Genomic DNA, 22165 nt, shown 5'->3' with positions numbered 1-22165 from the left:
CGATGATCAACATTCAGATTTCGGCGTAGACGATGCCCGTGAACGAGCCGGCATGATGAAGAAGTTCGCGCTCGCCCGAACCATCGAGGCTGGCGGAATAGAGATTGCCGCCGATGTCGGTGAAGAACATGCGGTTGTTGGGTAGATCGAGCGAGAGGCCGATGCCTTCGTCGAGGCCTTCGAGAACGACTTCAGATGTGCCGGCGAGATCATCCATCTGGGCGCGGTTGACGGTATTTCCACGCGGAAGATTACCGCGGTCCGTCCAGTAGATGGTGCGGGTGGCGAGGTCCAGTTCGAGGTCGATCGGTTCCGGCAGCTTGTCCAGCAGTGTCTCGATGTCGCTGCGGTTCGTCGCGGTTTCGCCGGCGGGGATGTTGATGCCGGCGCGGAAGATGCGGCCGAGGCCGGCATCCGGCGGCCCTTTCTGGGTCCAGTAGATCTGGCCGAGCGGCAGGTCGAGGGCGATGCCGACACACCAGCGTGCGATATCGGTGCTGTCTCCCGGGCTGTCGCCGTTCTGCACCAGAGTTTCGATGTCGCTACCATCGATATTGGCGCGCATGACGCGCATGCCTTCGCGGTCGCACCAATAGAGCTTGCCGTTGTCGCGGTCGAGCTGGATTTGCTTCGGCGTGACGAGCGTGCTGCCCGGCGGGATCAGCGTGATGTGGTTGCCGCCGTCGAGGTCCATGCGTTCGATGGAGCCGTCATGGGCGTTGTAGTCGTTGCCCATCTCGGTCCAGTAGATCCAGCCGTTCTCGCTGTCGACGAGAATGCCGTCGGGGCTGCGGCCCGCCCGCTGGACGATGAGCTTGAGATCGGTGCCGTCGATGGCGGAGGAGAGGATTCGTCCGTCGTTGATATCGAGGAAAAACAGTCTTTCGGTCTTGTCGGTGGTGGTGGCAGGCGTCCGTGCTTCTGACATGAGAGCATCCTTTCGAGGGGCGGATCTGCGGATCATAGCGCGGCAATCATGGCATCGATTGATGACAGCATCATTCGCCGCTGCGATCGGAACGAGCATCTGCTGCGCTGCAGCAAAGATCAAGGGCCGGAATGTCGCGGGGTGCGGGGAGGGCTGTCAAATAAGTGTCATCGGCCTGATATAAATCCCCCACATTCCCATAAGACTACGCCAGTCCAGGGCTGAAACCGAAGCCGGAGGTGATTGATATCATGTCGACGCTCCAGCAGATCGCCTTCCGCGCCGGCTGTTCCGTCGCGACTGCCAGCCGCGTGATGAATCGCAGCGGTCCGGTCAGCGACGAGATGGTGCGGCGCGTGCGCCGGGCGGCGGCGGAGCTTGGCTATCGGACAGGTGGGCGTACCGGCACCGGCCGACCGGCGATCGGCGTGCTCATTCCGAGCATCACCAATCCGGTTTTCGCGGCTTCGCTTTCCAGCATCCAGAACCGAGCTCTTCACGCGGGGCATAGCGTGCTGATCGCGCAATCGAACTACGATCCGGCGCAGGAGGTCGATGCCGTCGCCTCGCTGCTCCAGCAGCAGCCGACTGGGTTGATCCTGACGCTCTGCGATCCCGAGCGCAGTCTTGTTCTATCCTCCGCCCTGCCGCCGACCGTATTGCTCGGTAACCTGCCGACCGCCCGCTTTACCGCCGCGGTCGCGACCGATAATTTCGGCGCGGGCCGGGATCTGACCGATCACCTCCTAGGCAAGGGTCATCGCCGCATCCTGTTCATATCAGGCCACTTCTCCGCGTCGGATCGGGCGAAGCTGCGCTATCTCGGCTATATCAGGGCCATGGAAGCGGCGGGGCAACAGCCCCTCGATGCGCTCGAAATTTCCTTCGTAAACAGCCTGGAACAGCTCGATCTTTCCGATGCGATTTCGCGGTTCGACCCGACGGCGATCATTGCTTCCAACGATCTTCTGGCGCTCGGCGTCATGGGCGCGCTTCGGCGTCAGGGTCTTTCGATTCCGCGCGATATTTCGGTCGCCGGCTTCGACGGGATTTCCCTCGGTTTTCTGGGTGAAGTGTCTCTGACGACGGTGGAAATTCCGGATGGAACCATGGGGGCCGCTGCCGCCTCGCTGCTGCTGGATATGGCGGAAAATGCCGCGCCCCCGCGTCATCTGACTGTGCCCTATCGGATGCGTGCGGGTGGCACAGTGCGCGATCTCACCATACAATCCTGACCCTTGCCTGGGAATGGAAACGCCGCCTCTTGTTGGGAGGCGGCGCAGGTTGTGCAGCCGGTTCGAATGATCAGCTGCGCGGCAGCAGGCCTTCGACGTCGGAAGCGGCGTCCTCGAGCGCTTCCTTTGGAGCGGCTGAGCCATCGACGATGCGCGAGAGGTTGTCGACGATGGTCTGAGTGACCTTGACGCCGTTGGCGCCTGGGAAGGCATACCAGGGAACCATGATCGACATCTGGCTGAGACCGGCCTGGAACAGCGGGTTCTTCTTGTAGAAGTCGCCGAGATATTCGGCAGACTTGGCGGCAAGTTCGTTGTTCGGAACATAGCCGGTGCCGGGAACGACGACCGAGGCGCCGTAAGGGCCGGCGGCGAACTTGGCGAACTTCCAGGCTGCTTCTTCCTTGACCGGATCATGGGTCAGGATGACGACGGCATTACCGCCCGTCGGCAGACGGCCATTGACCGGGTCGATCAGCGGCAGCTTGGCGGTGCGCAGGTCGAACTTGGTACCGACATTCTTGATGGTGTTGACGAGAGCACCCGTGGTCTGGAATTCGAAGCCGACCTTGCCGGCAGCGAAGGCCTGTTCGCCGGCAGCCTTGGTGAAGACCGGCATGCCGCCTTCCTTGACGAAGCGCTGGATCAGTTCGACGGCCTTCTGGCCCTCGGGACCGTTGAAGGCAACCTTGCTTTCGTCGTCGTTCAGCATCTTGCCGCCGGCGCCGAAGAGGAGGGCGGAGAACATCCAGTCGTCGCCCTGCCAGCGGAAGTCCATGCCATCGACGCCGTTGCCGAGCGCCTTGATCTTGCCGGCAAGCGTAATGACCTCGTCCCAGGTCTTCGGCGGGTTGTCCGGGTTGCCGCCGGCAGCCTTCACTAGGTCGGCATTGTAGTACATGATCGGGTTGGACGTCGCGAAGGCGAGGCCGACCTGCTTGCCCTTGACCTGGGCGAGCTTCAGGATCGTGTCCGAGAAGCCTTTCTCGGCCATATTGCCCTCCTTCTTGACGAGGGGGCCGAGGTCGACGGCGACGTTGCGCTCGTCGATCATGCGCAGGCGGTTGAGGCCGATGAAGGTGACATCCGGCATTTCGCTGGTGCCGGCCTGACGCAGGATGGTCTGGATGCCTTCCTCATAGGTGGCCGAGGGAGCGGCGAACTGAATCTTGATGTCGGGATTTTCTTCCATGAACTTCTTCGAGATCGTGTCCATCACGTTCTTGAAGAAACCCGGCATGGGATAATGAACCGTCAGGGTGGTTTCGGCATAGGCCGGGACCGTCACGACCATAGAAATGGCCGCAGCGGCGAGAATCTGGGTGATATGCTTCATCGCTCGTTCTCCGTTGTCGAATTTCGAACCGGTCAGCCTTTGAGACCGGTCATGGTGATGCCCTCGACGAAGCGCTTCTGTGCCAGAAGGAACGCCGCGACGAGGGGAAGGGTGATGATCAGGGTTGCCGCCATGAGTGCGCCGTAGTCGTCCCCGGCTTCGGCGGCGCGGAAATACATGAGACCCAGCGGCGGCGTGAAATATTCCTGCTTGGTGATGACGATCAGCGGCCAGTAGAGGTCGTTCCAGTGCGCGACGACCGAGAAGATCGCAAAGGCGGTGACTGCCGGCCAGGCATTCGGCACGATGACACGGGCGACGATGCCGATTTCCGACATGCCGTCGAGGCGGGCGGCATGGATCAGATCGTCGGGCATCGAACGGAAGAACTGCAGGAACATGAAGATCGCGAAGACCGAGATCGAGAAGGGTGCGACGAGAGCCGTATAGCTGTTCAGGAGCGATAGGCTGTTGAAGCCGACATAGAGCGGCAGCGCGGTCGCATGGATCGGGACCAGCAGGCCGAGCATGACCAGCACCATCATCATGCGCGCCGCCGGGAATTTCAGCTTGGCCATGGCATAGGCGCAGGGGATGGCGATCAGTACCTGGAAGAAGAAGATCAGGCCGCAGACGAGGACGCCATTGAAGAGCAGCGTGCCCATGGAAACCTTGCTCAGCGCTTTGGCGATGTTCTCGACGTAATAGAAATGCGTCGGAATCAGCTTCAGCGCCGAGGTAAAGATGTCGTCCTGCGCCTTGCCGGCGGTCGAGATCATGAAGATGTAGGGCGCGAGGAAGATGAGCGAGCCCAGGATCAGCAGGGAGAGGCGCAGGATGCGGCCGGGAGTGAAGCCTGTCGAGGTCATGTGTAATGCACCTGCCGGTCTTGGACGCGATATTGCAGGAAGGTCAGCACCACGAGGATGGCGAGGAACACCGTCGTCATCGCCGAGGCATAGCCGACCCGGAGATAGACGAAGCCTTCCTGATAGATGGTGAAAAGCAGCACCTCGGACGCATGGTTCGGGCCGCCGTCGGTCAGGGCCTTCACCGTGTCGAACACCTTCACCGCATTGATGATGCTGATCGTGGTCACGAAGAGCGTCGTCGGCCCGAGCATTGGCCAGGTGACGAGCCAGAAGCGGTCCCATGCCGATTTCGCGCCGTCGACTTCGGCCGCCGCGTAGAGTTCTCGCGGAATGGCGGTAAGGCCGGCGAGAAACAGCACCATGTTGAAGCCGACCGATTGCCAGACGCCGATGATCGACAGGCTATAGAGCGCTGTTGCCGACGAGCCGAGCCAGTTCGGACCGTGCACGCCGATCTCGCCAAGTAGGGCGTTGATCGGGCCGATCGTCGGATGGAAGAGATACTGCCAGACGGTCGCCATCGCGACGATCAGCGAAGCGACGGGCAGGAAGTAGGCAGTGCGGAAGAAGCTGCGGCCGATACCTTCGCTTTCGATCAGCAGCGCGACGCCGAGGCCGAGCGCGATCGAGACGGGCGCGACGATTGCAGTATAGGTCGCAGTGTTCCAGAGCGACTTTACGAAGGCGCGGTCACGCAGCAGATGCGCGTAGTTTTCGAAGGCGACGAAGCGCAGGCTCTTGTCGCCGAGCTGGAAATCCGTGAAGCCGAGCACGACGACGGCGACGATCGGCACCAGGATGAACAGCACGATCAGGATGATGGCGGGCAGGGCGAAGAGCAGGGCCGTGCGGGCCTCCTTTCGCTCGCGGGCTGCGGCCGCCTGCATCGGCAGGGATGTGGCGGCAATACTAGCCATGCGCCTTCTCCCGCGTGGCGTCGACGCTCGTCGGGCTCGCGCGCAGGCGGCGGCCGTCTTCGGCGAAGACCATCGCCTGTTCGGCTGCAAGCGTCAGCGCAACCGGCATGCCGATGGACAGGCCCGCGACTTCTGCCGGGGCGAGCTTGACGACCATGCTCTCGCCGATAGCGTCGAGCTTGGCATAGAGGATGACTTCGGAGCCGAGGAACTCCATTCGCTCGATATGGGCGGCGAGCGCATCCTGGCGGTTTTGCGTGAGGCTCACGAATTCCGGACGGATGCCGAGGGTCACGTTCTTGCCGGTAACACTGCCGTCTTCCAGCGCAAGCCGGATGCCACCGAAGGCAACGATGCCGTTTTCGGCGAGCGCCGGCAAAAGGTTGATGCGCGGCTGACCGACGAAGCGGGCCACTTCAACATGGGCCGGGTCGTCATAGATCGTCTGGGGAGAGGCAAGCTGCAGCAGCTGACCGCCGATCATGACGGCGACGCGGTCGGCCATCGACAGTGCCTCGGCCTGATCATGCGTCACGTAGACAGTCGGCACGCCGGCGCGGCGATGCAGATCGACGATTTCGCCACGGGCATGGACACGCAGATTGGCATCGAGATTGGAAAGCGGCTCGTCCATGAGGAAGATGGCAGGGCGGCGCACCATGGCACGGGCAAGCGCCACGCGCTGACGCTGGCCACCGGACATCTGCCCGGGCTTGCGGTCGAGCAGGTGATCGATCTTCAGCGAGACGGCCATTTCGCGGACGTCGCGGATGATGCCGGAGCGGGCAGCGCGCTGACCGGGGATCAGCGAGCCGATGAGGGGCAGGCGCTGGACGCGCGACAGGCGGCGCATGGCGAGCGGCACGGCAATGTTTTCCGAGGCCGTCAGATGCGGATAGAGCGCGTAGGACTGGAAGACCATGGCGATGTTGCGGTCTGCCGCCGCGACGCCTGATACGTCGCTGCCGCCGAGCATGATTTCGCCGCTGTCGGCATGATCGAGGCCGGCGAGGATGCGCAGCAGCGTGCTCTTGCCGCAGCCGGACGGGCCGACGAGCGCAATGAACTCACCGGGCTGGACATCGAGATCGACGCCCTTGAGAATGGCGTTGCCGCCGAAGGATTTGGCGATGCCGCGAAGCGAAAGCGCACTCATTCGGTCGGCTCCTTTGCCTTGGGGGCGGCCTGCGGATAGACTTCCATGACGACGTCATCGAGGAGGTAGGCGCTCATGCCGGGTACCGCGACGAGCTCGGTCGAGACCATCTCGCCAAGTTCGTGAATTGCTGCGCCGATCAGGCGTTCGCCCGGCATTTCGCGCTCCATCTCGCCGAGGATAAAGGCTGCGGGCGGTGCCCAGACCAGGTTGGTATCGTTGAAGCGGCCTTCCCAGGTCCAGTGCAGGTGGCCGCTGCCGAAGAGAGCCACGTCATGGGCCGCGATCAGATCATAGAGCCTGCGGCGCTGTACCGGACGAACGCTCCAGTAGCCGGTATCGCCCTCATCCGGCGCATCGACGAAGAGCGGCTTATGGGCAAAGAGGGCAATGCGGCGCTCGCCACGGTTTTCGAGCTTCTCCTGCAGCCAGTCGAACTGCTTCTGCTCCTCGGCGTCCTCGAAGCCCATCAGTAGGCTGTTGAGGCCGATCAGGCGCCAGTTGCCGACGTCCTTCGCCCAGTAGTCCGGGCCAACGAGGCGGCGCCAGCGGTCCAACCGCTCGGGATTGACGGGCTGATAGGAGCCGGGCAGGTGGCCGACATCGTGGTTGCCGGGCACGATCAGCATCGGCACCGACACCTGTCGCATCAGGTCCATGGAAAAGAGGAGATCTTCGTCCTTGTCGGCGCCATCGACGCTGAGATCGCCAGTGTGAACGACGAGATCGGCGCCGCTTGCCTCGATCCATTTCGCCAGCGGCTCCCAATTGCCGTTGAAATGCGGCTTGTTGGGGCTCAAATGCGTGTCGGTGATCTGGATGATCTTCAAGGCGCTTCTCCGCAGTCTTCAGAAAGGGTGCGCCCGCGGAAGGAATGGCCTTCAAAACCGGCGCGTCTCTGCGCTCTCTTTAGAAGGCCGCCATGTCATTTAGGTAACGGGTCTTTTCAGCTGTTTTTCAGTTTTGTCACATTACCGTCAAACGACGCTGCAGCTCGCCTCATGCGGAATGGAAGGGCTGTACGCGACGGTACCGGTGCTATAGATCTTTGCGAAAGGGATCAGACATGTCAGACGAACAGAGCCGCATCACCAGACTTGAGGAAACGGTCGCCTACCAGGCCAAGACGATCGAGGAACTTTCCGATCAGCTCGCCGAGCAATGGAAGGTAGTCGAGCAGACCAGGCAGAAGCTCGACCGCCTGACCGAGCGGTTTCTGACGCTGGAGGAGCAGTCGCTCGACGCACCGGCCGTTACCAAGCCGCCGCACTACTGAGCTGCGTTCGGCGTTCACGTTTCGGTGTTGCACGCGGGCGTGTGTAACAAAAATGCCCGTCTTCCCGTATTTCCTTGTGACTGTCGCATTTACAATCGCGGTCGAGAGGAAATCACCATGAAGATTTTATCGAAGGACACGACCCGCATTTATTCATCGCGCGTCACCCGCTTGGCCGGCTTTACGGCGCTCGCGGTATTACTCGGCGGCGTCGCGCTGCAATTCGTCGGCCGCGCCTCGGCAGAGGATGCACGCGTCATTCCCGCGCCGAGTATGGATGAAAAGGCGATTACCACCAGCACGGAAACAGCGGTGCTTGCCGGCGGCTGCTTCTGGGGCGTCCAGGGCGTCTTCCAGCACGTCAATGGCGTGATCAGCGCGACTTCGGGCTATACGGGCGGCAGCAAGGATGCGGCTCATTATGAAATGGTAAGCGCAGGTGATACCGGCCATGCCGAATCCGTGCGCATCGTTTTCGATCCGCACAAGATCAGCTACGGCCATCTGCTGCAGATCTATTTTTCAGTGGCGCATGATCCGACGGAGCTGAACTATCAGGGGCCGGATACCGGGACGCAGTACCGTTCGGCGATCTTCCCGACCAGTCAGTCGCAGGCTGATATCGCCAAGGCCTATATCGAGCAGCTCAACCACGCCAAGGTCTTCGATGCGGCTGTTGTCACCAAGATCGAGCCTGCGCGGCAATTCTATGCGGCCGAGGCCTATCATCAGGATTTCCTGACGACGCATCCGACCTATCCCTATATCGTCATCAACGACCTGCCCAAGATCAAGAACCTGCAGCATCTCTTTCCCGGCGATTATCGCGCCGATCCGGTTCTGGTGACGGCAAGCGCCAGTGTGAAATGATGGCCTGCCCTGACCGGCGAGCGATATCAGCCGGTCAGGGCCGCCTTGCAAGAAATGCTCGTTACTCCCGGCTCGTCTGGTGTATTGCTGCGCCGTCAGACATTCATCGAGAGTGCGTTTCGTCATGATCGTCCGCGACCGGCCGAATCTCTTCCAGCTTTTCTTCATCGTCCGCGGGTCGATCATCCGCCGAATCCTGCCGCAGATCATCGCCATCTTTTTGCTATCGGCGCTGATCGTCTGGGGTCATGAGGCTCGGCCGAACCTCATCGTTTCCTTCAACGGCTCGGCACTATCGCTGCTCGGTATCGCGCTTTCGATCTTCCTCGGCTTCCGCAACAATGCCTGCTACGACCGTTGGTGGGAGGGCCGCAAGGATTGGGGGCAGCTCGTCCATCTCGCGCGCGGCTTCGCCCGGCAGACGCTGGTGCTGGAGAGTGCAGGGGAGGCCGGTATCGAGGCGCGCAATAACCTGCTGCGCCTGACCATCGCCTTCACACAGGCGCTCGTCTGTCTTCTGCGGCCTGGCAGCGACGAGGGCAAGGTGTTTCGCTTGCTGACCGCAAGCGAGGCGGAATTCTACCACGCGGCCCGCAACAAGCCTGATCTCATTCTGCGCCTGATGTCCGCCGATCTCGCACGGCTGAAAGCATCGGGTGTGATTTCGGATATCCAATATCAGATGCTGGATATCACGATCGGCCAGATGGGTGCGGTGCAGGCGGCCTGCGAGCGGCTGCGCAACACGCCGTTGCCCTTCGGCTACACGCTGCTTCTGCATCGCACTGCCTATCTCTTCTGTTTCCTGCTGCCTTTCGGTTATGTCGATACGCTCGGCTGGGGCTCGCCCTTTGTTACGGCACTCATCGCCTACACCTTCTTCGGTCTGGATGCGCTGGGCGACGAATTGGAAGACCCTTTCGGCAAGCGCCCCAATGCGCTCGCCATCGGCGCGCTTGCCGATACGATCGAGATCAATCTGCGCGAAGCGCTTGGGGAAACCGACCTGCCGCCGTTGCCGCAGCCCAAGGATTTCCTGCTGATGTAAAAAATCAGAAAAAAATATTCGCCGGGCGATGGAATAGAATCCGGAGTGCTTCCGTATATAGGTGTATGGAACGCAAAGGACGCACATTCGATGTTTTGGGGCAGCTCGGTTCGCTGAGACGTTACGCCCGCTCGCTTGTGCGCAATGCGGACGAGGCCGAGGATCTGGTGCATGACGCGCTGGTCAAGGCTTATGAGCGCAAGGCATCGTTCAGGCGCGACGGCAATCTGCGCACCTGGCTGCTGTCGATCCTGCACAATGTGCATATTGACCGCCTGCGCCAGAAAAAGTCGCTGAGCCGTCGTCACGAGGAGGCTGCGGCCGACCTCGAAACTGCATTGCCGGCATCGCAGGACCATACGGTGCGTTTGAACCAAGTTCGCGAAGCCTTCTTCAGTCTGCCCGAGGAGCAGCGCGAGGCGCTGCATCTCGTGGCGATCGAGGACCTCTCTTATCAGGAGGCGGCATCAGCGCTTGGCATTCCTGTCGGCACGCTGATGTCCCGCATTGCACGGGCTCGCGCGACGCTGCGTAGTTTCGAGGAGGCAGCCTCCAAGGTTTCGCATCTCAGGCTTATCGAGGGAGGCGGCAATGAAAATCGTTGATCCGATCATCGATACCGATCTCGACGCCTATGTCGACGGCGAGCTGACGCTTGCGCGCCGTATCGAGGTGGAATCCTATCTCTCGGAGCATCCCGAAATCGCAGCCAAGGTGATGGCCGACATGAGCATCCGTGGCGAGCTGCGCATGGCTCTGGCCGGCGAAGGCCATGTGGTCCGGGCGGAAACGCGGGAGGCCGCACGGCGGCTGGAGCGCGGGCTGGCCTATGGCCGCGTGCTGGGCTCGTTTCAGCGTATCGCCGCCATCGCCGTGCTGGTGACCACCGGCTGGGTTGCGCATACGTCCTTCGGCGCCTTCACGGCGAGCGAGGTTAGTGCGTCGACACGTCCACCGGCCTTCGTCGATGACGCGGTACGCGCTTACAAGACGACGGCCGTGCGCGAGGAGCTCAAGCCGCAGTCGGCGTCTGCGAATTACAATCCGGATGAAATCCGCGCATCGACGGCAATCATATTGCCGGAGCTGCCGGGTGGCTGGCGTGTCACCGATGCGCAAATCTATCCGTCCGAATTCGGGCCGAGCGTCGAAATGATGGTCGATGCCGGCGAAGACGGACATTTGTCACTGTTTGCCGTCCGTCCGGGCAATTTCGCCGTCCAGGATGTCAGTCACATCAAGCGTGACGATGTCCAGGCTGCCTACTGGCAGATTGGCGAAGTCGCCTATGCGCTGATCGGCAACGGCAAGGCGGGTCAGCTTGACGGCGATGCCGAAAAGCTTGCCCGCAGCCTCTACTAGTTTGGATTAAAGGAGAACGACCATGAACCCGACTAATCCGCGATACGGCTACGGAGCCGCCGCCGGCTCTCAGGCGCTCTTCGACGAGGGGCTGCGCCGGCACATGCTGCGCGTCTACAACTACATGGGTATCGGCCTTGTCGTGACGGGAATCGTCGCGCTGATCGTCGGCACGACGCCGGCGCTCTATGTGCCGATCTTCCAGAGCCCGCTGAAGTGGGTCGTCATGCTGGCGCCGCTTGCCTTCGTGTTCTTCTTCTCGTTCCGCATCCAGTCGATGTCGGCGGGAACGGCGCAGATGATGTTCTGGGCCTTCTGCGCGGTCATGGGTCTGTCGCTGGCCTCGGTCTTCCTGGTCTTCACCGGTACGAGCATCGCGCGCACCTTCTTCATTGCCGCGACCATGTTCGGCGCGACCAGCCTCTACGGCTATACGACCAAGCGTGACCTTTCCAACATCGGCTCGTTCCTGATGATGGGTCTGTTCGGTGTGATCATCGCCAGCATCGTCAATATCTTCCTGGGTTCGAGCACGCTGCAGTTCGCCATCTCGGTCATCGGTATCGTGGTCTTCGTCGGCCTGACCGCCTGGGATACGCAGAACATCAAGGAACAGTATGCCGAAAACTACGATCAGGAATCGCAGCAGAAGCTTGCCGTCTTCGGTGCTCTGTCGCTCTACCTGAACTTCGTCAATATCTTCCAGCTGCTGCTGAACTTCACCGGCGAGCGGGAGTAGTTTGAAATTGCCTGCTTGAGCATGGTCTAAGCTAAAGGGCACTCCACGCCTTTGGTGATCATGCTCCGGTAATGCGTCTCCCTGGGGGCTTGTTGAGACGCATGACGCGCCTGCAGTATCTGCGCCGATACTGCAGGCGCAACTTTTTTGAGGGCGAGCCAACTGGGCTAAACCGCTCGAAAATCACCTTCGCCGCCAGGCGGCAAAGGGGGAAGGTGCCGGACCAAGAGAGCACCGTCTAAAGAAAAGGCCCGATAGCGCAGATCTGCTGCCATCGGGCCTTTCATCATTGGAGATATGCGGTGTCTCGTCCGTCAGGTGACGAGCGTGGTCTTACCATTCGGCGACGCTGCCGTCCTCGTGGCGCCAGACGGGATTGCGCCAGCGATGGCCTTCCTTGGCACGCTCGATGACATAGGCTTCGTCAACCTCGATGCCGAGGCCGGGACCCTGCGGGATCGAAACGAAGCCGTCGGCATATTGGAACACCTCCTTGTTGGAGATGTAGTCGAGGATGTCGTTGCCCTTGTTGTAGTGGATGCCGAGGCTCTGTTCCTGGATGAAGGCATTGTAGCTGACGGCATCGACCTGCAGGCAGGCGGCAAGCGCGATCGGGCCGAGCGGGCAATGCGGGGCAAGCGCCACGTCATAAGCTTCGGCCATCGCCGCGATCTTGCGGCACTCGGTGATACCGCCGGCGTGCGACAGGTCGGGCTGCAGAATGTCGACATAGCCGTCCGACAGAACCGACTTGAAGTCCCAGCGAGAATACAGGCGCTCGCCGAGCGCAATCGGCGTCGAGCAATGATTGGCGATTTCCTTCAGCGCCTCGCGGTTTTCCGACAGCACCGGCTCTTCGATGAAGAGCAGCTTGTAGGGTTCGAGCTCCTTGGCGAGCACTTTGGCCATCGGCCGATGGACGCGGCCGTGGAAATCGACGCCGATGCCGATATAAGGGCCGATCGCCTCGCGGATGGTGGCGATGGTTTCGACGGCCTTCTCCACCTTGTCATAGGTGTCGACGATCTGCATTTCCTCGCAGCCATTGAGCTTGATCGCCTTGAAGCCGCGGGCGACGACGTCCTTGGCATTGTTGGCAACGTCCGAGGGACGGTCGCCGCCGATCCAGGAATAGACCTTGATCTTGTCGCGCACCTGGCCGCCGAGCAGCGAATGGATCGGCTGTCCCAGCGCCTTGCCCTTGATGTCCCAGAGCGCCTGGTCGATGCCGGCGAGCGCCGACATGTGGACGGCGCCGCCACGATAGAAGCCGGCGCGGTACATGACGTTCCAGTGATCTTCGATCAGGAACGGATCCTTGCCGATCAGATAATCTTCCAGCTCGTGCACAGCCGCCTGTACGGTCAGCGCGCGGCCCTCGACCACGGGCTCACCCCAGCCGACGATGCCTTCATCGGTCTCGATCTTCAGGAACAGCCAGCGCGGGGGAACGATATAGGTCGTCAGCTTGGTGATTTTCATGGGAATGCTTCCGTTTGGCTTTGGGTTGCGTCAGCGGCGCGATGCCGCGGATCTCTGGGTTGCGGGATTTGCTTTCCGGCCTTTGTCCAGCCGTCGTTCGACGGCGAGATCACGGGCGGCAAGATCGAGCATGCGGTGAGCGCAGACGCGCGCCGCATCGCGGTCGCGAAGGCGTAGGGCCTCGACGAGTTCGCCGTGCACGGCGATTGCTTCGTCGCGGCTGTCGGCGGCGACGTTGGAGGCGTGCAGCGCATATTTCAGGCCGGCATGCATGGCGCTGGAAAGACGGCGAAACACCTGGTTGTGACTGGCGTTGAGCAGCAGCTTGTGGAACGTCACGTCGGCTTCGGTAAAGCCTTCCGGATCATCGCCGCTGTCGCGCATCTGCTGCCATGCGCTCTCCAGGTCGGCAATTTCGCGAGCCGTGGCGCGCTCGGCTGCATATTCTGCCGCGGCGGGTTCTATGGTGCGGCGTGCCTCGAGGATGGAGCCGAGAATATCGAAATCGGCGATATAGGGACCCATCCATTCCAGCACGTCCTGGTCGAGAATGTTCCAGTCATCCCTGTCGCAGACAGTGGTGCCGATGCGCGGCTTGCCGCGCACGAGGCCCTTGGATTCCAGCACCTTGAGGGATTCGCGGATAACAGTGCGGCTGACGCCGTACATTTCGCAAAGATCGTTTTCGCGCGGCAGGGTCGAGCCGGATGAATAGCGTTCGGCGCAGATGTCTTCAGCGATTGCCGCCGTCACATTCTTGCGCACACGGGGACGACGCTCAGGCTTGGCCGACGCGCCATGCTCCTGCCTTTGCAGCGATTCCACGCTTTTTCCTCCGCACCATTCCGCATTCTCTGCGGAAACCTCTCGCTGCGAAGGAGCTGGACGTATTGGCACCTTCCCTTTTCGCATTGAGATGAAGATACGCTAATCATCATACATTGGCAATATTCTTGTATGATGATTTAGCCTGCTGCATTCCAGCCGTTTGGGAACAATCCGCGACCACCAGGCTTTTCAAAGTCGGCGCCCCTGCTGTTACTGCGGCGTCGTCTTCGAGAGATAGAAGGATTATGGTGACGACGCAGGCGGCCATTCCGCCTGCCGTCGATCGTTACGGGGAGGCGGGACCGCCTCCCCAAGTTCATTCAACGACAAGGAGAACGACATGCAGATCAATCGTACGGGTTCGGCTCAATGGTCGGGCGGTCTGAAGGACGGCAAGGGTCAGATCTCGACCCAAAGCGGCGCACTCAATCACCATCCTTACGGCTTCGCCAGCCGTTTCGAAGGCGTTGCTGGCACCAATCCGGAAGAGCTGATCGGCGCGGCTCATGCGGGTTGCTTCACCATGGCCTTGTCGCTGATCCTCAACGAGGCCGGTTTCACCGCCGAAAGCATGGAGACGACGGCCAAGGTCACGCTCGAAAGCGTCGAAGGCGGCTTCGCCATCACCGCCATCCACCTGACGTTGACCGGCAAGGTGCCTGGCGCCGATGAAGCGACCTTCACCGAGCTTGCCAACAAGGCGAAAGCCGGTTGCCCGGTTTCCAAGGCGCTTGCCTCAGTTCCGATCTCCCTGGAAGTTCACGCCGCCTAAGTGGCCTTTTCAGGCCTTCGCGTCGCGCTGGCTGGCGCGGCGCGTTTCGTATATATTCCGCATTCGGGGCGTTGGGCTGTCATTTCTATCGGAATGCAATGCCCCTTGGAGGGGCGAATGTCTGGAATTCTCTTGATTCACGTCGTCATCAGCTTGGTCGCCATCATCAGCGGCATCGTGGTAGCCTACGGCTTTCTCACCGCCGATCGTCATAACCGCTCGACGCTCGTCTATATGCTGACGACGGCTCTCACCAGCTTGACGGGTTTTCTGTTCCCGTTTCATGGCGTGACGCCGGCGATCATCGTCGGCATCATCTGTCTGCTGATCTTCATTCCGACGGCGCTGGCGCGTTACACATTCCATCTTGCCGGCTTATGGCGTGCCGTCTTCGTGATCGGCGCGCTCGTGCTGCTGTTCTTCAACTGTCTGGTGCTCATCATCCAATCGTTCCAGAAGATTCCGACGCTCAATGCGCTGGCGCCTACCGGTAACGAGCCGCCGATCCTTGCGGCGCAGGTGGCGCTTTTGGTGGTCTGCCTGTTTGTTGGCTATTTCAGCATTCGGCGTTTCCATCCGGCTTTTGTAGGCGCCTGATCACGCGGCGATCAGCCTGCGGCAAAATGCCTGACACTTTTAGCCCGTTCCGCAAGGAACGTTGTTGAACGTTTAACTGTTGTTTCAAGTTCTTCGCCACATCATCGGTTTATTCAGTAGCATCTGAAGCTGCCTACGGTTGTGGGCGGCTTCTTGACATCGGCACTCTGATAGATTACGAGTGACGAAAATTGAAAATCGTCACTCGTAATCTATCAGGCTTCCTTCATGCTCGAGCTTTCCGATGTCAACGCCGATCCTGCCCGTCAGGAAAACATCACGCGCATTCTCGATGCCGCTGAAAGGCTGTTTCGCCACTACGGATACGGCAAGACGAACGTAGCCGATATTGCGCGCGATCTCGGCATGTCGACGGCGAATATCTATCGGTTCTTCGGTTCCAAGACGGAAATCCACCAGGCTATCTGTGGGCGTATGCTCGGCCAGAGCTACCAGATGGCTCTCGCCATCCGCAATCAGCCAATCAGTGCGACCGAGCGGCTGCGGACCTACGCGCTATCCCAGTACAAGATGATATTGGAGACCATGCTCGATGAGCAGAAGGTTCACGAGATGGTCATCGTGGCCATCGAGCGCGACTGGCACGTCATCGAAAAACATATCGAGCGCACGCAGGCGTTGGTCGCAGAGATCATCGCGGAGGGAATTGCTGCCGGCGAATTCGCCGAACAGGACCCGCATCTTGCCGCCAAATGCTTTGCCGCGACCACCGTCGATCTCTGTCATCCGCAGATGGTGGCGCAATGCCTTGCCAAGCCCTACCAGGCGGATCCCGAGGATATCATCGAATTTGTCATTAGGGCTTTGAAGAAATAACGGTGCGCTCCGGATGTCCGGCGTGCTCTCACTCTTTGTTCGACTTTAGGAGAGCGACATGGTTTCGCTGACGACCAACACTTTACGGACCATTGCCGGTGCGGCTCTCTTTGCCGCTTTCGGGCTTGGGCTTACGGGCTGCAATGAGAAGAAAGAGGAGACGGCGGAGGTGGTCCGGCCGGTCAAGGTCGTTGAAATCGCTCAAGCTGACACGACGCGCAAGCTTGATTATTCCGGCGCCGTTCGAGCGCGCACTGAAATGAATCTCGGCTTTCGCGTCAACGGCAAGATCGTAGAGCGCAAGGTGGATATTGGCCAGAAGGTAAAACCCGGCGATGTGATCGCCCGCATGGATGCCACCGACTACATTCTCGCCGTGCGCCGCTCGCAGGCCGATCTGGATGCGGCTGAGAAACAGGTGCAGACGACCGAGCTTGCCCGCACGCGTGCGCAGACACTCTTTAACAAGAATGTCACCTCCAAGTCGCAGCTCGAACAGGCGGAGCTTTCCTACGAGCAGGCCGTCTCGACCCGGGATTCTGCGGTGTCGGCACTGAGCGAAGCCAAGAACCAGGTCGCCTATGCCGACCTGACCTCCGACATGAACGGTATCGTGACCGCAATCAATGCCGATGTCGGCCAAGTGGTCAGTTCCGGCACACCCGTCATCACCGTTGCTGTCGATGGCGAGAAGGAAGTGCAAGTCGCTGTCCCGGAAATGGACATCGCCCAATTCAAGGTCGGCAAGGACGTCAAGGCGCGCTTCTGGTCCGACGCCGCCCTCGTGCTCAATGGAAAGGTGAGGGAAGTGTCCGGCAGTGCCGATCAGTCGCGTACCTTCGCTGTGCGCGTGAGCGTGCCGAACGATCCGCGCGTGCTGCTTGGCATGACCGCGACTATCGAGGCGCTTGCCGACAATACCCAGCCCTATGTTTCCATTCCGCTCAGCGCTCTCGCGCAGAAGGACGGAAAGCAGATCGTCTGGCTGGTCGATCGCAGCGCCGGCACGGTTCATTCCCGCGCGATCAAGGTTGCCGATTTCGCCGATGACGGCGTAAGGGTCGCCGATGGCCTGAAAGCCGGCGATGTCGTCGTTGCCGCCGGCACGCAATTCATGACCGAGAACATGAAGGTCAAGCTTGCGGCTTCATCAGCCCAGCAGGCCTCCGCTGAAACCAACGCCGCCTCGGCGGATATCGTACGCTGACCCGGATCGAGGGGGACGAGATTATGTCCATCAATAGCACCTCCGGCGAGAGGAAGCGTTTCAACCTGTCGCGGTGGGCGATCGCTCATCCAAGCATCGCTCGTTTTCTGTTCGGGCTCATCATCATCGCCGGCGCGCTCGGCCTGACCCATATGGGTCAGAAGGAAGACCCGGATTTCACCTTTCGCGTGATGGTCGTGCAGACCGTCTGGCCCGGCGCCTCGCTGCAGGACATGGAAGACCAGGTGGTCAACAAGATCGAGCGCAAGCTGCAGGAAACGCCGCATCTCGATTGGGTCAAATCCTATACCCGCGCCGGTTTTGCCATCACTACCATCCAGATCAAGGGCGACACCAACACCGCCGAGGTGAAGGACGCCTTCTACCAGATCCGCAAGAAGGTCGGCGATATCGGCAACGAGCTGCCCTCCGGCTTGCTCGGCCCCTATTTCAACGATGAATTCGGCGATACTTTCATCACGCTGCATTCGATCAGCGGCGACGGCTATAGCTATCCGGAGCTTAAGAAATTCGCCATCCAGGCGCGCGACATGCTGCTTTCGACACCGGGTGTCGAGAAGGCCACCATCATCGGCGACCAGGCGGAACAGATCTATATCGATGTCTCCTCCAAGGTTCTGGCCGAACGCGGACTGACGCTCAACGACCTGAAGAACGCCATTATCGGCCAGAACAACGTCGATCCGGCCGGTAATGTCGATACCAGCACCCGCTCCGTGCGCATCTCGGTCGAGGGCGATGTCAACAAGATAGAGGATATCAAGAACCTGCGGCTCAACGCCGGCGGCCAGGTAACCCGTCTCGGCGATATCGCCACCGTCACCGCGGGGCTGCAAGACCCCTATACGGCCAAGTTCCTCTACAACGGCCATCCAAGCGTGCAGCTCGGGGTCGTCATGGCCCCAGGCTTCAAGGTGACCGATGTCGGTACGTCGGTCGAGGAAACCTATAAGCGCTTCGAAGCCTCGCTGCCGGTCGGCGTTCAGGTCGATCAGATTGCCAACCAGCCTGACGTCGTCACCGATGCTATCAGCGAATTCATGCATGCGCTCGGCGAAGCTCTCGTCATCGTGCTGATCGTCTCGTTCCTGTCGATCGGCTGGCGTTCCGGCCTCGTGATCGCCATTGCCATCCCGCTGGTGCTGGCCGCAACCTTTGCCATCATGTACGAGTTGGGCATCGACCTACAGCGCATTTCGCTCGGCGCTCTCATCATCGCGCTCGGCCTGCTCGTCGACGACGCCATGATCGTGGTCGAGCTCATGGAGCGCAAGCTGGAAGAGGGGCTGGTGAAGCTCGATGCTGCCAGCTTCGCCTATTCCTCTACCGCCTTCCCGATGCTGACGGGCACGCTGATCACCACGGCCGGCTTCATCCCGGTGGGATTTGCGGCGTCGACGGCGGGCGAATATGTCCGCTCGCTCTTCTATGTCGTCGGCATCGCACTCGTCGTCTCCTGGTTCGTGGCGGTCTATTTCACCCCATGGCTCGGCTACATGATCCTCAAGCAGCGGCATCATGCCGGTGAGCATCATGACGTGTTCGACACCCGCTTTTATCGGCGCCTGCACTCCTCGGTTGCCTGGGCCGTGCGCCACCGCGTTATTGTTCTGCTTCTGACGCTTGCCGCCTTCGTCGGCAGCCTATGGTCCTTCCAGTTCATTCCGCAGAACTTCTTTCCGCAGTCCTCGCGCCCGGAAATCCTCGTGGACCTGTGGCTGCCTGAAGGCACCAGCATCAAGGAAGTCGAGCGTCAGGCGCAGGCGCTCGAGGCACGCATGGCTGACGATCCGGACAAGCGTTTCATTGCCACCTATGTCGGCCAAGGTGCGCCGCGCTTCTTCCTCCCGCTCGACCAGCAGCTGACGAACCCGAATTATGCCCAGATGCTGGTCATGGCGAAGGACGAGCCGGCTCGCGAGCGGCTGATCACCAAGCTACGCGGCATTCTGGCGGCCGATTTCCCATCCGTGCGCGGCAAGGTGGATCGCCTGTTCCTCGGTCCTCCCACCGGCTGGCCCGTGCAGCTGCGCGTCATGGGTCCCGACCGGCAGGAGGTTCGCCATATTGCCGACGAGGTGAAGCAGCGCTTTACCCAAAACCCGCTGCTCGGCGCCATCCATGACGACTGGCTGGAGCCGGTGCCGGCCATGAAGCTGGTGATCGATCAGGACCGTGCCCGCGCGCTCGGCGTCACCTCACAGCGCATCCGCCAGATGCTGCAGGCTTCGATGTCCGGCTTCACCCTCGATAATTATCGCGAGGGTGAGGAAACCGTCGGGATCGTCGCCCGCGAGCCTGATGCGAGCCGCCATCTGCTGACCTCGGTGAACTCGGTCTATATCCCGACCGATAGCGGCGGGTTCGTGCCGCTGTCGCAGGTCGCCAAGATCGTGCCTGTCATGGAGCAGGGCATAGAATGGCGCCGTGACCGCCTGCCGACCATCAGCGTACGGGCAACTCTGCCAGACAATGTGCAGTCGAACGATGTGACGGCCAAGCTCTACAACGACATGGCCGATCTCAGGAACAGCCTGCCGGCCGGCTACAAGATCGAGATCCAGGGCGGTGCTGAAGACAGCGCTGAAAGCCAGGCTTCGATTGCCGCCAAGGCGCCGATCATGCTCGTCATCATCGTCGTGCTCCTGATGGCGCAGCTGCAGCATTTCGGCAAGGCGATGCTGGTGCTTGCCACCGGCCCGCTCGGCATCATCGGCGCGGCGGCAGCCTTGCTGATCAGCGGTGCGCCCTTCGGCTTCGTCGCGATCCTTGGCGTCATCGCGCTGCTCGGTATCATCATCCGCAACTCGATCATTCTCGTCGACCAGATCGACCAGGATATCGCGGCGGGCATGGACCGGAAGGAAGCGATCATCGGCTCGGCCGTGCGTCGTTTCCGGCCGATCATGCTGACGGCGCTGACGGCTGTGCTGGCGCTGATCCCGATCTCGCGCGGTGTCTTCTGGGGGCCGCTCGCCTACGCCATGATGGGCGGTATCCTGGTTGCGACCGTGCTGACGATCTTCGTGCTGCCTGCCGGCTATGCCCTGTTCTTCGGCCGCGATCCCAAGAGCAAGTCGGCGGAGCCGGTTGCCAGCGAGCAGGCTGACGAGGAAGAGGGCAATACGGTTCAGCTGCCGCCGGCGGTGGCGGCGGAATAGGACGCCTGAAAGACACAAATATCCCGGCTTCGAGCCGGGATATTTATTTGAACCGTTCAGATCGACTGCAGGATTGTCGGTCTGCCATCGGCGATCTTGAGGATCGTCAGGCTTCCGCCCATGGAAACGGCCGTGTCGATGCCGATGCGGCCCAAGCCGAAAGTGGGGTGCGAATGCGGCGTGTGACCGTGGACCACCAGCAGCGGCAGCTGCGGTCCTTCCGACAGGAAGGGTTCGCGGATCCACATCAGATCCTCATCTGTCTGATCGCTCAAGGGGATGCCGGGCTTGATGCCAGCATGGACAAAGAGCGTCGAGCCGAAACTGACGGCTACAGCCAGTGAACGCAGCAGATCGACATGCGTCGGCGGCATGGCGTTCAGTATCACGTCGCGCAATTGCCGGACGTCATAGCCAAGGTCGAAGAGAAGATGTCTGGCATCGACGCCATAAGAGGCGAGTGTCGGCAGCGCGCCGAATTCGAGCCAGTGGCTGTTGGTTTCGGGATCATCGAGAAAGCGCAGGAAGACATCGTCGTGATTGCCGCAAAGCGCATAGCGGTCGAAGCCCTCGGGCGGCGGCGCGCTGAGATGCGCGAGCACATCGCCGGAGCGCGGGCCGCGATCGACATAATCGCCGAGGTACATCAGGAGCTTTCGGCCGGGAAGATTGCGCGCATCCGCGCTGATGCGCCTTTCGGCCGCCACCATCTCATCATAGCAGCCATGGATGTCGCTGAGCGCATAGATCGCGGTATAATCGTGTCCGGTTAGATCGATGCGGTCTCTTTGCTGCTGCATGGAATCCGCCGTTTCCTGCCGGGACGTGCCTCAACGGCGCGGCAGTCCAATCGCTTGAATGGTATCGAGAAACCCGCTTTTGACGAGCCTATAACGAACGGTATTCCAAGCATCGAGTTGCTGCAAGTCTTACGGGCGCCGGCATTGGTCTGAACCGCTGAAATTGCAGAAAGATTCGGGATCATCTTCGGGAGGTCGCACCTTGTGTAACTTCCCGAAGGGGTACCCCGCTCAGCCGCGATAGGCGGCTTCGAGGCCGGCAATGTCGAGTTTGACCATCCCCATAAGGGCTCGCATGACGCGGGCCGCCTTGGTCGGATCCGGATCGGCGATATACTTGCTGAGCACCGTCGGAACGACCTGCCAGTAGACACCGTAGCGATCCGCCACCCAACCGCATTCCACCGGCCTGCCGCCATCAACAAGACCGTCCCAAAGGCGGTCGACCTCAGCCTGGTCGGCGCAATCCACCTCCAGCGAGATCGCATGATTGTATTCGATGCGGTCGCCGCCGTTCAGTGCCATGAAGCGCTGGCCGGCAAGCGTGAAGTTAACGACCAGAACCTCGTCGGGTTTGCCGGCGGGCGTGTCGACAATGTTCTTCTGCACATGATCGATCCGGGAATTGGGGAAGAGCGAGACATAGAAGTTCGCTGCTTCCTCCGCTTCTCGCGCAAACCACAGGCATGGGGCAATCTTGGACATTTGGTACTCCTCTCTC

22 protein-coding genes are annotated in these 22165 nt (G+C 60.8%); 12 read left to right on the top strand and 10 right to left on the bottom strand.

Features of this window, described 5'->3' with window-relative positions:
• Positions 1–13 precede the first annotated feature (13 nt).
• Positions 14–928 carry a 3-hydroxyacyl-CoA dehydrogenase gene (locus tag FHX05_RS27715; RefSeq protein ID WP_183875892.1) on the bottom strand — a complete coding sequence of 305 codons (915 nt, stop codon included), beginning with the start codon at positions 926–928 and terminating at the stop codon, positions 14–16.
• Positions 929–1179: 251 nt separating this feature from the next.
• Here FHX05_RS27715 and FHX05_RS27710 point away from each other — a divergent pair, with 251 nt between their 5' ends.
• Positions 1180–2163, top strand: a complete 984-nt coding sequence (locus tag FHX05_RS27710) for a substrate-binding domain-containing protein (RefSeq protein ID WP_183716180.1) — start codon at positions 1180–1182, stop codon at positions 2161–2163.
• A 70-nt stretch (positions 2164–2233) separates the two neighbouring features.
• On the opposite strand, the gene FHX05_RS27705 is transcribed toward FHX05_RS27710, so the two are convergent.
• The 5 genes from FHX05_RS27705 to FHX05_RS27685 are packed head-to-tail and all read right to left on the bottom strand — an operon-like array spanning position 2234 to position 7274.
• Positions 2234–3499: an ABC transporter substrate-binding protein gene (locus tag FHX05_RS27705; RefSeq protein WP_112410098.1), complete on the bottom strand. Its 1266-nt coding sequence runs from the start codon at positions 3497–3499 to the stop codon at positions 2234–2236.
• A 32-nt stretch (positions 3500–3531) separates the two neighbouring features.
• Entirely contained in the window at positions 3532–4368 is an 837-nt protein-coding gene (locus tag FHX05_RS27700; RefSeq protein ID WP_183875890.1) for a carbohydrate ABC transporter permease, read from the bottom strand.
• On the bottom strand, positions 4365–5288 hold the full coding sequence (locus FHX05_RS27695; RefSeq protein ID WP_183875888.1) for a sugar ABC transporter permease: 924 nt from the start codon (positions 5286–5288) through the stop codon (positions 4365–4367). Before FHX05_RS27695 ends, FHX05_RS27700 begins: the two co-directional genes overlap by 4 nt.
• Positions 5281–6444, bottom strand: coding sequence for an ABC transporter ATP-binding protein (locus tag FHX05_RS27690; RefSeq protein ID WP_183875886.1), 1164 nt, complete (start codon positions 6442–6444; stop codon positions 5281–5283). The genes FHX05_RS27695 and FHX05_RS27690 overlap by 8 nt, the downstream gene beginning before the upstream one ends.
• Entirely contained in the window at positions 6441–7274 is an 834-nt protein-coding gene (locus FHX05_RS27685; RefSeq protein ID WP_183875884.1) for a metallophosphoesterase, read from the bottom strand. The genes FHX05_RS27690 and FHX05_RS27685 overlap by 4 nt, the downstream gene beginning before the upstream one ends.
• Positions 7275–7510: 236 nt before the next feature.
• Here FHX05_RS27685 and FHX05_RS27680 point away from each other — a divergent pair, with 236 nt between their 5' ends.
• The 6 genes from FHX05_RS27680 to FHX05_RS27655 all read left to right on the top strand — a co-directional run bounded on the left by FHX05_RS27680 (position 7511) and on the right by FHX05_RS27655 (position 11739).
• Positions 7511–7720 (top strand): SlyX family protein, encoded by a 210-nt coding sequence (locus tag FHX05_RS27680; RefSeq protein ID WP_183875882.1) that lies wholly within the window; start codon positions 7511–7513, stop codon positions 7718–7720.
• A 117-nt stretch (positions 7721–7837) separates the two neighbouring features.
• The gene (msrA, locus tag FHX05_RS27675) at positions 7838–8590 is read left to right on the top strand and encodes a peptide-methionine (S)-S-oxide reductase MsrA (protein ID WP_183875880.1); all 753 of its coding nucleotides are present in this window, start codon (positions 7838–7840) and stop codon (positions 8588–8590) included.
• Positions 8591–8714: 124 nt separating this feature from the next.
• Positions 8715–9638, top strand: a complete 924-nt coding sequence (locus tag FHX05_RS27670) for a bestrophin family protein (protein ID WP_183875878.1) — start codon at positions 8715–8717, stop codon at positions 9636–9638.
• Between the two features lie 65 nt (positions 9639–9703).
• Positions 9704–10243, top strand: coding sequence for a sigma-70 family RNA polymerase sigma factor (locus tag FHX05_RS27665; RefSeq protein WP_183716166.1), 540 nt, complete (start codon positions 9704–9706; stop codon positions 10241–10243).
• Complete coding sequence (locus FHX05_RS27660; RefSeq protein ID WP_112335256.1) at positions 10230–11000, top strand: anti-sigma factor; 771 nt, start codon at positions 10230–10232, stop codon at positions 10998–11000. Before FHX05_RS27665 ends, FHX05_RS27660 begins: the two co-directional genes overlap by 14 nt.
• Before the next feature lie 22 nt (positions 11001–11022).
• On the top strand, positions 11023–11739 hold the full coding sequence (locus tag FHX05_RS27655; RefSeq protein ID WP_183875876.1) for a Bax inhibitor-1/YccA family protein: 717 nt from the start codon (positions 11023–11025) through the stop codon (positions 11737–11739).
• A 333-nt stretch (positions 11740–12072) separates the two neighbouring features.
• Here FHX05_RS27655 and dgoD read toward each other — a convergent pair whose 3' ends face one another.
• Together dgoD and FHX05_RS27645 are read right to left on the bottom strand one after the other, a co-directional pair.
• Positions 12073–13221, bottom strand: a complete 1149-nt coding sequence (gene dgoD, locus FHX05_RS27650; protein ID WP_092712672.1) for a galactonate dehydratase — start codon at positions 13219–13221, stop codon at positions 12073–12075.
• Between the two features lie 30 nt (positions 13222–13251).
• Complete coding sequence (locus FHX05_RS27645) at positions 13252–14046, bottom strand: FadR/GntR family transcriptional regulator (protein WP_183875874.1); 795 nt, start codon at positions 14044–14046, stop codon at positions 13252–13254.
• 343 nt (positions 14047–14389) lie between these two features.
• On the opposite strand from FHX05_RS27645, the gene FHX05_RS27640 reads away from it, so the two are divergent.
• The 5 genes from FHX05_RS27640 (at position 14390) to FHX05_RS27620 (ending at position 20644) form a co-directional block, all read left to right on the top strand.
• Positions 14390–14821, top strand: coding sequence for an OsmC family protein (locus FHX05_RS27640; protein WP_183875873.1), 432 nt, complete (start codon positions 14390–14392; stop codon positions 14819–14821).
• 117 nt (positions 14822–14938) lie between these two features.
• Positions 14939–15418 (top strand): hypothetical protein, encoded by a 480-nt coding sequence (locus tag FHX05_RS27635; protein ID WP_112413455.1) that lies wholly within the window; start codon positions 14939–14941, stop codon positions 15416–15418.
• A 228-nt stretch (positions 15419–15646) separates the two neighbouring features.
• Positions 15647–16255, top strand: coding sequence for a TetR family transcriptional regulator (locus FHX05_RS27630; RefSeq protein ID WP_112602991.1), 609 nt, complete (start codon positions 15647–15649; stop codon positions 16253–16255).
• Between the two features lie 58 nt (positions 16256–16313).
• Positions 16314–17462 (top strand): efflux RND transporter periplasmic adaptor subunit, encoded by a 1149-nt coding sequence (locus tag FHX05_RS27625; RefSeq protein WP_183875871.1) that lies wholly within the window; start codon positions 16314–16316, stop codon positions 17460–17462.
• Positions 17463–17485: 23 nt separating this feature from the next.
• Complete coding sequence (locus tag FHX05_RS27620) at positions 17486–20644, top strand: efflux RND transporter permease subunit (protein WP_183875869.1); 3159 nt, start codon at positions 17486–17488, stop codon at positions 20642–20644.
• Positions 20645–20700: 56 nt separating this feature from the next.
• Here FHX05_RS27620 and FHX05_RS27615 read toward each other — a convergent pair whose 3' ends face one another.
• Together FHX05_RS27615 and FHX05_RS27610 are read right to left on the bottom strand one after the other, a co-directional pair.
• Positions 20701–21444: a metallophosphoesterase gene (locus FHX05_RS27615; RefSeq protein ID WP_183875867.1), complete on the bottom strand. Its 744-nt coding sequence runs from the start codon at positions 21442–21444 to the stop codon at positions 20701–20703.
• Between the two features lie 231 nt (positions 21445–21675).
• Positions 21676–22149, bottom strand: a complete 474-nt coding sequence (locus tag FHX05_RS27610; RefSeq protein ID WP_183875859.1) for a VOC family protein — start codon at positions 22147–22149, stop codon at positions 21676–21678.
• Positions 22150–22165: the final 16 nt, after the last annotated feature.

Origin of the sequence: Rhizobium sp. BK491, from assembly GCF_014194925.1 — a bacterium.
Lineage (GTDB): Bacteria > Pseudomonadota > Alphaproteobacteria > Rhizobiales > Rhizobiaceae > Rhizobium.
This window is presented reverse-complemented; position numbering and strand designations above follow the sequence as displayed.